The 14,009-nt window shown below is 73.3% G+C and carries 9 protein-coding genes; 2 read left to right on the top strand and 7 right to left on the bottom strand.

What is annotated here, in order from left to right:
* Positions 1–18 precede the first annotated feature (18 nt).
* The 7 genes from P3H78_RS08655 to P3H78_RS08625 all read right to left on the bottom strand — a co-directional run bounded on the left by P3H78_RS08655 (position 19) and on the right by P3H78_RS08625 (position 11,002).
* Entirely contained in the window at positions 19–1,323 is a 1,305-nt protein-coding gene (locus P3H78_RS08655) for a M20/M25/M40 family metallo-hydrolase (protein ID WP_276108245.1), read from the bottom strand.
* Positions 1,316–2,149, bottom strand: coding sequence for a M55 family metallopeptidase (locus P3H78_RS08650; protein WP_276108244.1), 834 nt, complete (start codon positions 2,147–2,149; stop codon positions 1,316–1,318). Before P3H78_RS08650 ends, P3H78_RS08655 begins: the two co-directional genes overlap by 8 nt.
* 195 nt (positions 2,150–2,344) lie before the next feature.
* Positions 2,345–3,478 (bottom strand): glycosyltransferase, encoded by a 1,134-nt coding sequence (locus tag P3H78_RS08645; protein WP_276108243.1) that lies wholly within the window; start codon positions 3,476–3,478, stop codon positions 2,345–2,347.
* Positions 3,475–6,357 (bottom strand): bifunctional glycosyltransferase/CDP-glycerol:glycerophosphate glycerophosphotransferase, encoded by a 2,883-nt coding sequence (locus tag P3H78_RS08640; protein WP_276108242.1) that lies wholly within the window; start codon positions 6,355–6,357, stop codon positions 3,475–3,477. The genes P3H78_RS08645 and P3H78_RS08640 overlap by 4 nt, the downstream gene beginning before the upstream one ends.
* A gap of 502 nt (positions 6,358–6,859) precedes the next feature.
* Entirely contained in the window at positions 6,860–7,741 is an 882-nt protein-coding gene (locus tag P3H78_RS08635) for a PAS domain-containing protein (RefSeq protein ID WP_313884391.1), read from the bottom strand.
* A 234-nt stretch (positions 7,742–7,975) separates the two neighbouring features.
* The gene (locus tag P3H78_RS08630) at positions 7,976–10,360 is read right to left on the bottom strand and encodes an MFS transporter (RefSeq protein ID WP_276108241.1); all 2,385 of its coding nucleotides are present in this window, start codon (positions 10,358–10,360) and stop codon (positions 7,976–7,978) included.
* 198 nt (positions 10,361–10,558) lie between these two features.
* Positions 10,559–11,002 carry an SRPBCC family protein gene (locus tag P3H78_RS08625; protein ID WP_276108240.1) on the bottom strand — a complete coding sequence of 148 codons (444 nt, stop codon included), beginning with the start codon at positions 11,000–11,002 and terminating at the stop codon, positions 10,559–10,561.
* Positions 11,003–11,182: 180 nt separating this feature from the next.
* Between P3H78_RS08625 and P3H78_RS08620 the strand changes: the two genes are divergently transcribed.
* Entirely contained in the window at positions 11,183–12,220 is a 1,038-nt protein-coding gene (locus tag P3H78_RS08620) for an Rv2578c family radical SAM protein (RefSeq protein WP_276108239.1), read from the top strand.
* A 135-nt stretch (positions 12,221–12,355) separates the two neighbouring features.
* On the top strand, positions 12,356–13,957 hold the full coding sequence (locus P3H78_RS08615) for an alpha/beta hydrolase (protein ID WP_276108238.1): 1,602 nt from the start codon (positions 12,356–12,358) through the stop codon (positions 13,955–13,957).
* Positions 13,958–14,009: the final 52 nt, after the last annotated feature.

The raw sequence follows: 14,009 nt of genomic DNA, 5'->3' as shown, positions 1-14,009 counted from the left end.
CGCGCGCTCGACGAGAGCCTAGGCGGTCCGCAGGAACCGGTCGAGGACCCGGACGCCGAAGTGCAGCGCCTCCACGGGGACCCGCTCGTCGACGCCGTGGAACAGGGCGTGGTAGTCGAAGCCCTGGGGCAGTTTCAGCGGCGCGAACCCGTAGCCGGTGATGCCGAGGCGGGCGAACTGCTTGGCGTCCGTGCCGCCGGGCATGCAGAAGGGCACCACGTGCCCCTCGGGTGCGAAGGCCTCCACGGCGGCGCGCATCCCGGCGAACGCCCGGGAGTCCACCGGCGCCTCGAGCGCCACCTCGCGGTGCTCGAACTCCCAGTCCACGTCGGGGCCGGTGAGCCGGTCGAGGGTGGTGGTGAACTCCTCCTCGCCGCCGGGCAGATACCGTCCGTCGACGTGGGCGACGGCCTCGCCCGGGATCACGTTGACCTTGTAACCCGCACTGAACATGGTGGGGTTGGCGCTGTTGCGCAGGGTCGCCTCGACCAGGGCGGCGGCCGGGCCCAGCTTCTTCAGGAGGGTGTCGACGTCCTGAAGGTCGGCCTCGACGCCGTGGAGGGCGGCGAGTTCGGTGAGCGCGGCCCGTACGGTGGGGGTGATCCGGAGCGGCCAGGTGTGGGCGCCGATCCGGGCGACGGCGGCGGCGAGGCGGGTCACCGCGTTCTCCCGGTTGACGCGGGAGCCGTGCCCGGCGCGGCCGCGGGCGCTCAGCCGCAGCCAGGCCGTGCCGCGCTCGCCGGCGGCGATCGGGTAGATCTCCCGTCCGGCGCCGTCGTGGAAGGTGAACGCGCCGGACTCGCTGATGCCCTCGGTGCAGCCCTCGAACAGTCCGGCGTGCCGGTCGGCGAGGAAGCCGGAGCCGTCCTCGGCGCTGGCCTCCTCGTCGGCGGTGAAGGCGACGACCAGGTCGCGCCGGGGCCGCACGCCCTGCCGGGCCCAGGAGCGGACCACGGCGAGGATCATCGCGTCCATGTTCTTCATGTCGACCGCGCCCCGGCCCCAGACGACGCCGTCGCGGACCTCCCCGGAGAGCGGGTGGACGCTCCACTCCCCGGCCTGTGCGGGTACGACGTCGAGGTGGCCGTGGACGAGCAGGGCGTCCGCCGACGGGTCGGTGCCCTCCAGGCGGGCGACGACGTTGGTGCGGCCCGGGGTGCGCTCCAGCAGCACAGGCTCCAGGCCGGCCTCGGCGAGCCGCTCGGCGGCGTACTCGGCGGCCGGGCGCTCGCGGCAGTCGCCGCCGCCCCGGTTGGTGGTGTCGATGCGGATCAGGTCGGACGTGAAGCGGACGACCTCGTCCAGCGCCTGAGCGTCAGCCATACTGCTCCTCCACCGCGGCCGAGACGATCGTGGTGACCGCCTTGAAGGTACGGATGCCCTCGTACATGGTGCCGCTGGTGTAGGCCACCCGCCGCTCCCCCACCCGTTCCACGCCCGGTACGACGCAGGCGGACAGCGCCAGGTGCTCGGCGTCGAACTCCAGCGCCACGGTGAACGGCCCTGCAAAGACCGGGTCCTGACGGACCGCCAGGGCCGCGGCCTCCTTCGCCGCGGCCCGGATGTCGGCGGCGGTGCGTGCCGGGGTGCGGCACACCGCCGCGTACCGGGAGACGTGGTCCTTGACAGCCACCTTCAGCGCCCCGGGGGCGTACCCGAGCGCGTCCTCGCAGGCCACGTCGTCGCCGGTGACGAGGACGACGGGGACCCCGTACTCGGCGACCACGTGGGCGTTGAGGAGTCCCTCGCTGGCGCGCACGTCGTCGAGCCACACCCCGGTGATGGAGTTGGCCAGGTAGGTGTGGGCGAGGACTCCCTCCATGCCGGCGCCCGCGTGGTAGCCGACGAAGGCGACTCCGTCGACGTCGCCGTGCTGCACGCCCTCGACCATGGACAGCGACTTGTGCCGTCCGGTGAGCAGCTGCGCCCGGTCGTCGAGGCGCTCCAGGAGCAGGTTGCGCATGCTCCAGTGGGCCTCGTTGACCACGACCTCGTCCGCGCCGCCGTCGAAGAAGCCCTGCACGGCGGCGTCGACGTCGGAGGTGAACAGGGTGCGGCAGCGTTCCCACTGGGGCGTCCCCGGCAGCACGTCGCCGGGCCAGGTGACCCCGGTGGCGCCCTCCATGTCGGCGCTGATGAGGATCTTCATACCGCGCACGGTACGCGTCGCGGCGGAAACGGGCCATGGCGGCACCGGTCGCGGGCCGAAGGTCCGCCGACCGGCCCACCGCGGCCGGATCCGCCGACGACCCGGTCCCGCAGGGGCGCCGGAACACCGACGGGCGCCCCCGGCCGCGGTGGTCCGGGGGCGCCCGTGCCGGTGCGCCGGAAGGGGGTCGGCCGGTCAGCGCTCCAGGAAGTCGAAGAGGTCTTCCCACCGCTGGGTGATGGCCTCCGGGTCGAAGCGCCGTGCGTTGTGCAGGGCCTGCTCGCCCATGCGGTCGCGCAGCCCGTCGTCCGACATCAGCCGCACGAGGTGGCGGGCGAGTTCGGTGGTGTTGCCGGGGCGGGCGAGCAGCCCGTCCTCCTCGTGCCCGACGATCTCGCGGACGCCGGGCGCGCAGTCGAACGCGACGCACGGCAGGCCGCAGGCCATCGCCTCCAGCAGGACCAGCGGGAAGCCCTCACCGCGCGAGGACTGCACGAAGAGCGACGAGGAGCGCAGCGCTCCCGGCACGTCCCCGGTCTGCCCGGCGAAGTCCACCGAGTCGTCGAGGCCGAGGTCGGTGCACTGGCGGCGCAGCTCCGCCTCCGCGTCTCCCCTGCCGTAAAGGCGCAGGGTCCAGCCGGGCTGCTGAGGGGCCGCCTCGGCCCAGGCGTCCAGGAGGAGGTCGACGCCCTTCTCGTGGGAGAGCCGGCCGATGCTCGCGACCACCTTCTCGGTGCGCGGCGACGGGGTGTCGGGGACGATCGGCAGCGGGTTCGGCATGAAGCCGACGTTGTTCATGCCCTCGCCCACCCAGCGGTCGGCGTCCTCCTGGGTGAGGGCGAGCAGCCGGTCGACGTCCTTGTAGTACTTCTTCACCCGCTCGAAGCGGGACGACTTGCGGGCGGTCTCGAAGGACTCGTGGGTCATGCCGATGACGGCGTGTCCCGCGGTGTCCGAGAGCGCCACCCACTCCATCGCCCACACCTGGCCGACGATGATCATCGCGCCGGGACGGGCCGCGCGGAACAGCTCCGTGAGCCGCTCGGCGGCGGTCCGCATGTGCGTGTCGTGGCGGCGGACGGCCGGGTCGGCGGAGCCGAGCAGGCGGCGCGGCCGGGGGCGGCCCGGGGGCCGCTGGGCGTGGAGGGTCACCGTGCGGAACGGCGGGTTCTCGCCGAGGTCCATCGGGTGGTTGGCCGGGGCGATGCCGACGATGGTGACCCGGTGGCCGCGCTCGGCCAGCAGTCCGGCCATCTGGGCCTGCCAGCGGCCGACGCCGCCGAGCTCGTCGACCTCGTTGGCCACGAAGAAGATGTCGCGCTGGGTCATCGGGCCTCTCCCGCAGGTCCGAAGAAACGGTCCACGATCTGTGCCGCCGCGTCGCCGCGGTCGTACTCGCCGTACTTGTCCACGAACTCCTTCAGCCGTGCCTCGTACTTGGTGCGGACCGCGCCCAGGTCGCCGAGGGCGGCGAAGAGGTCGTCCTCCGTGCGCGGAACCGGGCCGGGCGCCTCGGCGAGCAGGTCGAAGTAGGTGCCGCGGGTGTCCTCGGCGTACTCCTCCCAGTCGTAGGCGTAGAACACGATGGGGCGCTGGAGCAGCGCGTAGTCGAACATCACCGAGGAGTAGTCGGTGATCAGCCCGTCGGCGAGGAGCATCAGCGGAGTGATGTCCGGCTCCCCGCTGACGTCGATGACGCGCCCGGCGACCGACGGCGGCAGGGTGAGTCGGTTGAGGTAGTGCGCCCGGACGAGCAGCGTGTACCGGTCGCCGAACTCGGCGGCGAAGCGCTCGACGTCGAAGGGGAACTCGAAGCCGCGGACCCGGCCGTCGGAGTTCGCGCGGAACGTCGGCGCGTAGAGCAGCACGCGCCGGTCGGGGTCGAGGCCCAGGCGCTCGGCGAGTTTCTGCGCCTCGGCGTCGGGGGCGGCGCCCTCCCGGGCCCGCACCAGCGCGTCGTTGCGCGGGTAGCCGGTGCGCAGCAGCTTCTCCTCGGGGATGCGGTAGGCACGGGCGAGGGTGCGCACGTCGTGCTCGCCGCGGACCACGAAGTGGTCGAAGCGGTCCAGGGCGCGCTGGTAGGCGCGCTGTTCCGGCTCGGACATCATCCGGTGGGTGGGCTCGTGGAAGCCCATCCGCTTCAGCGCCGAGCCGTGCCAGGTCTGGATGTACGTGGTCTCGGGGCGCTTGGTGAGCCGCAGCGGGTAGCCCTGGTTGTCGATCCAGTACTCGGCCTGGGCGAGCGCGCGGAGGTAGCGCCAGGACCAGCGGCGGACCAGTTCGACGCCCTCGGGGAAGCCCTCGGGGCGGTCGCCCGCGTACGACCAGATCGCGGTGATCGGCGTGCCGCGGCGGCGCAGCTCCTCGTAGACGGCCCGGGGGCTGTCGCTGTACTGCTTGCCGAGGTGGCTCTCGAAGACCACGGTGCCCGTGCGGACCGGCAGCTTGCGCAGCATGCGGTCGTAGACCTGGAGCTTGCGGTCGCCGGAGCTCAGGTCCTTGCGCACGGCCCGCAGCGAGCGGTAGGCGCCCTTCGCGGCGCGCGCGGGGCCGCCGTGCAGGTTGCGCTCCACGGCGGCGCGGCCGGTGCGGGCGAGCTGGCCGTGCTGGGTGAGCCGGAAGGCGAGGTGGCCCTTGGCGGACACCTGGGCCTCCAGGCGGTCGGCCATGAGGCGGGTGAGCCGGGGGCGCACCGGCACGGCCTCGGCGTGCTCGAGGTCGACGGTGCCGACGGTGAGCCGGCTGGTGGTCCGCCTGCCGTCCGCGGTCAGGTGCAGCCGGATGTCCCAGACGTCGTCGACGATGCCGAGCGGCCGGAGCCTGCGGGCCAGCGGGACGGACGCCTGCCAGGCGATGGAGTCGCCCTCGTGGCGCAGCGTCGGCACGGGGAAGCGGAAGGTCTGCAGGCTGCGCCGGCGGGCCTTGAACTCCAGCTCGGCGGTCAGCTTCGCGTCGGGGGCGATGGTGTGCAGCGGGTTGACGATCTCACCGGCCAGCTCGACGTCGCCGCCGTGGGCGACGTAGTCGGTGAGCCGGTTGCGCAGGGACATCTGGTTCAGCTGCTTGGCGTGGTAGCCGAGCGGGGTGACGTCCAGGACGGCGCGCATCTCGGGGTCGTCGAGGTAGCGGTCGGTCCAGAAGATCCGGCCGTCCCGCTCGACCAGCGGCGCGGAGATCTTGTGCCGGTTGATCAGGGTGTCGATGGCCGGCATGAGGTCGGTCCAGTCCTCGCGCAGCAGCAGCTGGGCGCAGATGGCGTGGACCCGGTCGAGCTCGTCGTAGGCGGCCTGGGGGAAGTCCTGGACGTAGCTGCGGGCGAGTTCGGCGAAGTGGTGCCGGTACTCGTTGTCCAGGAAGGGCAGTTCCCGCAGGTAGAGCACGAGGTCGTGCTTGAGGAACTTGATGTCCTTGCGCAGCTTCAGCTCGTCCTGGCCCTGGCGGTCCAGGATCGCGTCGATGCGGCGGTGGATCTCGACCCGGTCGGCGAAGTTGTTGATCTCGCGGCGCCGGTTGCTGATCGACTTGACGTCGGTCTTCTCGACGACGTTCCAGAAGTAGACCGTGTTGGGGATCAGGGTGATCCGCCGGGCGGCGAGGTAGGCCTGCGCGGAGAAGAGCAGGTCCTCGTAGTGGATGCGGCGCGGGAAGGTCAGCTCGTTCTCGAGGAGGTACGAGCGCCGGTAGCACTTGTTGGTCGACAGGGTGTCGAAGACGAGCAGGTCGGGCAGCTCGCCGACGTCCTCGAGGGTGCGCGTGGTCCGGTAGATCCACGGGTACCAGGGCACGCGCTTGTCGTGCCGGCTGTCGGTGTGGACCCGGACGCACAGACCCGAGATCAGGTCGGCCTCGGTGCGGTCGCCGGCCTCGACCATGTTGCGGCAGGCGTTGGGTTCCAGGGTGTCGTCACTGTCCAGGAACATGACGTAGCGGCCCCGGGCCACCTTGATGCCCTGGTTGCGGGGCTCTCCGCAGCCCCCGCTGTTCTCCGGGAGCCGGATCGCGCGGACCCGGTCGGGATGGGCCGCGGCGAGTGCCTTCGCGACCTCGTGGGAGCCGTCCGTCGAGCAGTCGTCGGCGATGATCACCTCGACATTGCGCAGTGTTTGCTCAAGGACGGAACCAACGGCCGTCGGAAGTCGGTCTTCGTCGTTGTAGACGATGACGACAACACTGACGTCCGGCTCGGGCGCGACGCTCGACACGGCCACCTCTCGTCTCTGATCCGTTCGGTGTGCGGCAGGTGAACGCAACCCTACAGGTTGTAGGGATCACGGAATTCCCCGCCCTCTCCAAACTACGTCAATGCGACAATACGCCGCTCTCGTGACACGCTTGCGCCGCTCCGGCCTGCGCCTGCCCACGGCAGGGCCTGCCGAAAACGGGGCGAAGGAGCTCCCGATCCGGACGTCGGCGTGTGTGAACTCCGTCACGGGCAGGGGAGTTTCACCGGGCCGAGCCCCGGCGGGGCCGGCGGCGCTCGGCCCCCGGGCGCACCCGTCCGCCCGGTAGCAGCGGACCGCACGGAGGGAGCGGACCGCCGCAGGGTCCGGGCGCAGGAGTCCGACCGTACCGCGCACCGGCTTGCGTCAGCACACGTCGACACGGCTCACGGCCGCACCCCTATGACTGGAATCACAGCACCCACCCCGCCCGGTATGCGGAGTTCGCCACGACTTCGGGGGAAGCGGGTGGCGTGTGTCCGGCCCGCCCTCAGGAACCGGCTCGGGGGCAGGGCATCAGCAGGAGGAACTCCGGGCGCCCGTGGGGAGCGGTGTGCTCCGGCTCCCCGGCGTCGCCTCCGGGCTCCCGGGCCACGGGTCCGCCCTCGGTGAGGGCCCGGCCCTCCCTCACGCGGCGGGGCCGGTGCCCTGCGCGCCGCGGGACGCCCCCGTCCGGCACCCTTTCGTGCCGGCCGAAGTCCAGGTCCGGGTAGCCCAGTTCCAGCGCCTGCGCGGCGATCCGGGCGCTCCCGGCCGCGCTCATGCCCGGCAGGATGCCCGGCAGCCGGCGGGCGAGGTCCTCGGCGCCGGGGAAGCCCGCGTGCCGGGCGGAGGCCGGCGCGAGCCGCTCGGCGGCGCGCGCCGCACCGGGGTCCGACGGGTCCGTGCCGCGCAGCCCGCCCGCGTCGGCGGCGAACACCAGCAGCCGCGCACCGCCGGGCCCCACGAGCGGGTAGGCCCACCACAGGACGTCGATCCGGCCGGGCTCCCCCGACCGGCGGGACCCCTCCCCGGCGAGCCGGGGAACCGCGTGCCCGGGCACGCTGAGGCGGGCCCGTCCGGCGGCCGCGCGGGACGGGCTCCGTCCGCGCACCGGCCACGGGCCGCAGCCCTCGGCACCGGCGCGGTACGGGGCCTCGTCCTCCTCCGGCAGCGCGCCGGAGACGGGCAGCAGGTCGACCGCGGGGCGGCCCACCGCGTGCTCCCGCGGGACGCCGAACAGCCTCCGGGCACCGCTGCTCCAGTGCGACACCAGGCCCGCGCGGTCGACGACCGCGACGGCCGGCGGCACCCGGCCGGCCGTGGTGTCCGCGTCCGGCGCTCCCGGTCCGGCCGCGCGGCGGCCGGCGTCTCCCTCCGTGCCACGGTCCATGTCCGGACCCTCCCTCCCCACGGCTCGGCACGCTCCGTCCCCCGCCGACCACGGTACGGCGGCGGCCACTCGGGATGTGCGGCAACGGAGGAATACGGGGGAAATCCAGACGAACACGCGCGTGTCCGTGCCCGCGCGCGGACCATCGGGCGCGCGCCGCACGACAGTCCGGCGCGCGCCCCGTGACGGTCCGGCACGCGCCCAAGACGGTCCGGTGCGGGCGGAGGGCGCGGCTCAGTGACCCAGTTGCAGGTCCCGTTCCGTGCGGCCGCCGCCCGCGACCTGGAGGACGGTGGCCACGGGCGGATAGCCGGCGGCGATCACCGTGTACTCGCCGGAGGCGAGGTCGACGAACCGGAACGTGCCGTCGGGACCGGTGGTCAGGGTGTCGACGACATTGCCCGCGGCGTCCAGCAGGGTCACCCGGGCCTCCTCGACGGGCCGTCCGCCGGGGGCCCGGACGGTGCCGCGGAGCACGGCGCCGCCCGCGAGCTCGACGTCCTGCCGGGTCTCCCGCGCCGCCTGCACGCTGACCGGGAGGGCGGCCGGGCGGAAGGCGGGCGCGCTGGCGGCCAGCGTGTACTCCCCGGCGACCAGTTCACCGATCACGTACCCGCCCTCGTGGCCGCTGCGGGTGGCGGCCACGACCTCGCCGTGCACGTTGGTCAGGGTGACCGTGGCGTCCTGCACGGGGGTGCCGTCGGCGGTGCGCACGGCGCCCGCGAGGCGTCCGGCACCGCCGAGGACGACGTCGAGGTCGACGGGCCGCTCGCCGACGGTCACCGACACCGCCTGCGGCTGGTGGCCGCCGGCCGCGGCGATCAGGACGTAGGCGCCCGCGCCCGGGGTGGACAGCGCGTACCGGCCGTCCTCGCCGCTCGCGCCCCGGCCGATCTGCCGGCCGGTGGCGTCGATGAGGGTGAGGGCCGCGCGGGGCACCACGGTGCCGTCGGCGTGCTGCACGGTGCCGCACACCGGGACGCCGGCCGGCTGGGCCGAACGGGCCTGCGGGACGGCGGTGTTCGCCGCCGGGGTCCGGGTCTCCGGGGCGGGGGCGTTGTGGGACACCAGGGGTCTCTCCTTGAGGAAGCAGGCGATGAGCAGGCCGAGCACGAGCACCGGCACCAGATAGAGGAAGATCCGCGGCATGGCGTCGGCGTACGCCCGGACGTAGGCGTCGCGCAGGGCGGGCGGCAGTGCGCGCACCAGTTGCGGGGTGATCGACTCGGGGTCGAGGAGCCGGGCGCCCGCGCCGGCGGGGACGCGGGCGGCCAGCGCGTCCCCGAGCCGCCCGGCGAAGAGGGTTCCGAAGACGGCCGCGCCGACGCTCCCGCCGATCTGCCGGAAGTAGTTGTTGGCGCTGGTGGCGGTGCCGAGGTCGGCGGGGCGCACGGAGTTCTGCACGGCGAGGACGAGGACCGGCATCACCAGGCCGATGCCGGCGCCGAGGACGGCCATCCACACGCTGTACTGCAGGCGGGGCGTGTCGACTTCGAGGCGGGAGAGCAGCCACATGCCGACGGCCGCCAGGGCGGCGCCGAGGACCGGGTACGCCTTGTAGCGGCCAGTGTGGCTGATGAGCTGCCCGGAGACGACGGAGGCGACCACGACGCCGCCCATCATGGGCAGCATCAGCAGGCCCGACTCGGTGGCCGAGGCTCCGTCGACCATCTGCAGGAAGGTGGGCAGGTAGCTGGCGGCGCCGAACAGCGCGACGCCGATGACGAGTCCGACCAGGGCGCTGACGTCGAAGACGGAGTCCCGGAACAGCCGCAGCGGGATGAGGGGTTCGGCGGCGCGGCGCTCCGCGGCGACGAACAGCACGGCGGCGGCCACGGCGCCCGCGCCGAGGCCGAGGATCGTGCCGGAGTCCCACGCGTACTCGGTGCCGCCCCAACTCGTCAGCAGGACCAGGCAGGTCGAGGCGGCGGCGAGGAGCAGGGTGCCGAGGACGTCGAGCCGGCCCCGGACCGCGGGCCTGGGCAGCTGGAGCACCACGGTGACCACGGCGAGCGTGACCAGCCCGAAGGGCACGTTGACGTAGAAGCACCAGCGCCAGGAGAGGTGGTCGGTGAAGTACCCGCCGAGCAGCGGCCCGGCGACGGAGGCGAGGCCGAAGGCGGCGCCGATCAGTCCCATGAAGCGGCCGCGCCGCCGCGGCGGCACGATGTCGGCGATGATGGCCTGCACGCCGATCATGAGCCCGCCCGCGCCCACGCCCTGGACGGCGCGGAAGGCGATCAGCTGGTCCATGGACTGCGCCCGGCCGGCCAGCGCGGAGCCGATCACGAAGACGGCGATGGCGAACTGGAAGACGCCCTTGCGGCCCAGCAGGTCGCCCAGCTTGCCGTAGACGGGCAGGCCGACGGTGGAGGTGAGCAGGTAGGCGGTGATCGCCCACGACATCCGGTCCAGGCCGTGCAGTTCGCCGACGACCTTCGGGAGGGCGGTGGCGACGATCATCTGATCCAGGGCGGCGAGGAGCAGGGCCAGCATGAGCCCGGCGAAGACCAGCCGGGTGCGGCGGTGGCCGAGCGGGACGGCCGGGGGCGGTGGCGGCGCGGGGACCTCCGGCGGCGCCGCGGCCGCTTCGTCCTTCACCAGAGTGGTCCCGGCCACGTCCCCGCTCCCCTCGTCGTGCGCGCCGCACGGTTGCCGCGTACAGCGACAACCGCGGGCGGGCACGGCGGGTTACGGCGCCCCGGTGGGGCCGCCGGGAGATCCACTCGATCCGGTGAGACGTCAACGCCCGCCGGGGCCGGACCTGTTGGGCGGCCGTGCGGGGGCGGCTCGGCGGGGCGGCCCTTCGGGCGGGGACTACTTCTCGGTCTCGGCCGCGAGCCGGTCGAGCATGGCGTCGTAGATCCGGGCGAGGCCCTTGGGCGCGAAGGTCCGCTCGAAGAAGCCGCCGATGCCGCCGGCGCCCTTCCAGGTGGTGGTGACCACGACCCGGGAGCCGCCCTCGCCCGCCGGGGTGACGCGCCAGGTGGTGACCATGGAGGAGTTGCGGTCCTTCTCGACCAGCTCGCCGTCGGTGGGCTCGGTGACCTCCATCAGGCAGTCGCGGATCCGCTTGCTGGTGGCCTGGAGCTTCCAGTGGACGAGGGTGCCCTCGCCGTCGCCGCCCTCGCGCACCTCGTACTCGCTGAAGTGCTCGGGCAACAGCCGTTCGCGGGTGCCGCTGTAGTCGGCGAGGGCGTCGAACACCTTCTCCGCGTTCGCCGCGACGACCCGCTCCGTAGTGGCCTCGACCTGCGCCATTGCGTTCCTCCAGGACATCCGATCTCGGGTTTGGGGCAAGCCAACCACCCCGCCGCCCGGCCGCCCAAATCGGGGTGCGGCAACCGGTCGCGCCCGGCACCGACCCGGTCGGGAGCGACTCCCGCACGATCATGCGAACGAATGTTCTATTCTGTGCGCCAGTGCTACCGAGGAGGGCTCATGCGCTGGGAGAACCTCACCGCGGACCAGGACCGCAGCCGTGTCGACGCCGCACTGTTCGGCGCCGACACGGTGGTCACCCGCACCGTCGACACGCCCGAGTTCCGCGGGGTCACCTTCCACGAGGTCCGGGCCCGCTCGATCGTCAACCGGGTGCCGGGCGCCTCGCGGATGCCCTTCGAGTGGACGGTCAACCCCTACCGGGGCTGCACGCACGCCTGCGTGTACTGCTTCGCCCGCAGCACGCACGGCTACCTCGACCTGGACACCGGCATCGGCTTCGACACCCAGATCGTCGTCAAGGTGAACGCACCCGAGCTGCTGCGGCAGCGGCTCGCCTCGCGCTCCTGGCGGGGCGAGCACATCGCCATGGGCACCAACGTCGACTGCTACCAGCGCGCCGAGGGCCGCTACCGGCTGATGCCGGGCGTCCTGGCGGCCCTGCGCGACCACGCCAACCCGTTCTCGATCCTGACCAAGGGCACGCTGATCCTGCGTGACCTCGATCTGCTCCGGCAGGCCGCCGAGGTCACCGACGTCGGCGTGTCGGTCTCGGTCGGCTTCACCGACCCGGACCTGTGGCGCACCGTCGAGCCGGGGACGCCCGCGCCCGAGCGCCGGCTGGACGTGGTGCGGGCCCTGGCCGCGCAGGGCATCGGCTGCGGGGTCCTGATGGCGCCGGTGATCCCCTTCCTGAGCGACGGCCCGGACCAACTGCGGGCGACCGTACGCGCGGTCGCGGAGGCCGGGGCCACCTCGGTCACGCCGCTGGCGCTGCACCTGCGGCCCGGGGCCCGCGAGTGGTTCACGGCGTGGCTGGCGCGGCACCATCCGCACCTGGTGCGCCGCTACGAGCGGCTGTACGCCGACGGCGCCTACGCGCCGAAGTGGTATCAGCGGCGGATCACCCGTCAGGTGCACGAGCTGGCACGGGAGTACGGCATCGGCCCGGCCCGTGCGGAGCTGCCGCGCCGGATCCGCCCGGCCGCGCCCACGCCACCCCGCATGACCGAACCGACCCAACTCACGCTCATCTGAGATCGTTCGAGGGCATCAAGCGATCCAATTGGGTCAACAGTTGTCGGAACGTGCCATGACGGCCGTGCTTTCCGGGACGATGCCGCGAGGATCGTGAGACGCGCGGTCCGCAGCATCCTCCTCCTGGGAGCCCGTATGAGAAAACGCGCTGCCGTTCTGTGCGGCACCGCGGTCGTCGTGGCCGGATCGTTCACCGCCGTCCCCGCCGACGCGAGCACGTCCCCCGCCGCGGTCACCGCACCGGTCGCGCAGGTGACCTGGAAGAAGTGCGCCACCACCAGCCACCCGACCCTCCAGTGCGGATCCCTGAACGTCCCCCTCGACTACCGGCACCCGTCCGGGCAGCGGATCACCCTCGCCCTGTCCCGCGTGCCGCACACCGCGACGACGTACCAGGGCCCCCTGCTGGTCAACCCGGGCGGCCCCGGCGGCAGCGGCCTGTCGCTGGCGGGATTCGTCGCCTCCTCGCTGCCCAAGGCGGTCGCCGCCCAGTACGACGTCATCGGCTTCGACCCGCGCGGGGTGGGCCTGAGCCGTCCCGCGCTCGACTGCCGGCCGGGCCACTTCAAGCCGGTGCGCCCGGACTCGCTCCCGGCGACGCCCGCCCTGGAGAGGACCAACCTGGACCGCGCCCGGTCCTTCGCCGCCGCCTGCGGCCGCAGGTACGCGAACCTGCTCCCCTACATCGACACGGTCAGCGCCGCCACCGACATGGACTCCGTCCGGCAGGCCCTGGGCGCGCAGCGGATCAACTACTTCGGCTACTCCTACGGCACCTACCTCGGCGCGGTGTACGCCAAGCTGTTCCCGCAACGGGTCCGCCGTCTGGTGCTCGACTCGATCGTCGACCCGAGCGGCGTCTGGTACGACGACAACCTCCGGCAGGACTACGCCTTCAACGACCGCCACCGCGCCTTCATGGCCTGGGTCGCCAAGTACGACGCGACCTACCACCTCGGCACCGACCCGGCCCGGGTCGAGGCCTCGTGGTACGCGATGCGGGCGGCGCTCGCCCGGAAGCCGGCCGGCGGCACGGTCGGCGCCTCGGAGCTGGAGGACACCTTCATCCCCGGCGGCTACTACAACGGCTACTGGCCCGGCCTCGCCAAGGCGTTCGCCGCCTTCGTGAACCACCAGGACACCGCCCCGCTGGTCGCCGCGTACAAGACCTTGGGCGCCGTCGACGCCTCGGGCGACAACGGCTACAGCGTCTACACCGCCGTCCAGTGCCGGGACGCCGCCTGGCCGCGCGACTGGAACCGGTGGCGCCGGGACACCTGGTCGGTCTACGCCAAGGCACCCTTCATGGCCTGGAACAACACCTGGTACAACGCGCCGTGCGCCTCCTGGCCGACGAGGACGCTGAAACAGCCGGACATCGCCAACGGCAAGCTGCCGCCGGTCCTGCTGTTCCAAGCGACCGACGACGCGGCCACCCCCTACGAGGGCGGGGTGACGGTGCACCACCTGCTGGCGCGCTCCAGCCTGGTCGTCGAGCAGGGCGGCGGGAACCACGGCATCACCCTGAGCGGCAACTCCTGCCTGGACCAGCGCCTCGCGGCCTACCTGACCGACGGCACCGTGCCGCGCGGGCACCACGGCGACGCCGACGCGGTGTGCCCGAAGCTGCCCGACCCGACGCCGGGGAGCACGACGAAGGCGGCCCCGTCCTCCGGCGCGTCCGCCGCCCCGGCCCGCGGCGCGACGCTGCACCGGCTGGTCGGCTTCCGCAACTGACCGCGCGGGGGCGGGCGACGGCCCGCCGCGTCCGTCCGGAGCATGCGGACGG

Origin of the sequence: Streptomyces tropicalis (genome assembly GCF_029269835.1) — a bacterium.
In the GTDB taxonomy this organism is placed as follows: Bacteria; Actinomycetota; Actinomycetes; order Streptomycetales; family Streptomycetaceae; genus Streptomyces; species Streptomyces tropicalis.
The sequence above is the reverse complement of the archived record's forward strand: the minus strand, read 5'-3'. Positions and strand labels throughout refer to the sequence as shown.

Excerpts from the sequence above, each read along its gene's own strand:
- P3H78_RS08655 (WP_276108245.1), bottom strand. The coding sequence starts at position 1,323 with ATGGCTGACGCTCAGGCGCTGGACGAGGTCGTCCGCTTCACGTCCGAC.
- P3H78_RS08650 (WP_276108244.1), bottom strand. The coding sequence starts at position 2,149 with ATGAAGATCCTCATCAGCGCCGACATGGAGGGCGCCACCGGGGTCACC.
- P3H78_RS08645 (WP_276108243.1), bottom strand. The coding sequence starts at position 3,478 with ATGACCCAGCGCGACATCTTCTTCGTGGCCAACGAGGTCGACGAGCTC.
- P3H78_RS08635 (WP_313884391.1), bottom strand. The coding sequence starts at position 7,741 with ATGGACCGTGGCACGGAGGGAGACGCCGGCCGCCGCGCGGCCGGACCG.
- P3H78_RS08625 (WP_276108240.1), bottom strand. The coding sequence starts at position 11,002 with ATGGCGCAGGTCGAGGCCACTACGGAGCGGGTCGTCGCGGCGAACGCG.
- P3H78_RS08620 (WP_276108239.1), top strand. The coding sequence starts at position 11,183 with ATGCGCTGGGAGAACCTCACCGCGGACCAGGACCGCAGCCGTGTCGAC.
- P3H78_RS08615 (WP_276108238.1), top strand. The coding sequence starts at position 12,356 with ATGAGAAAACGCGCTGCCGTTCTGTGCGGCACCGCGGTCGTCGTGGCC.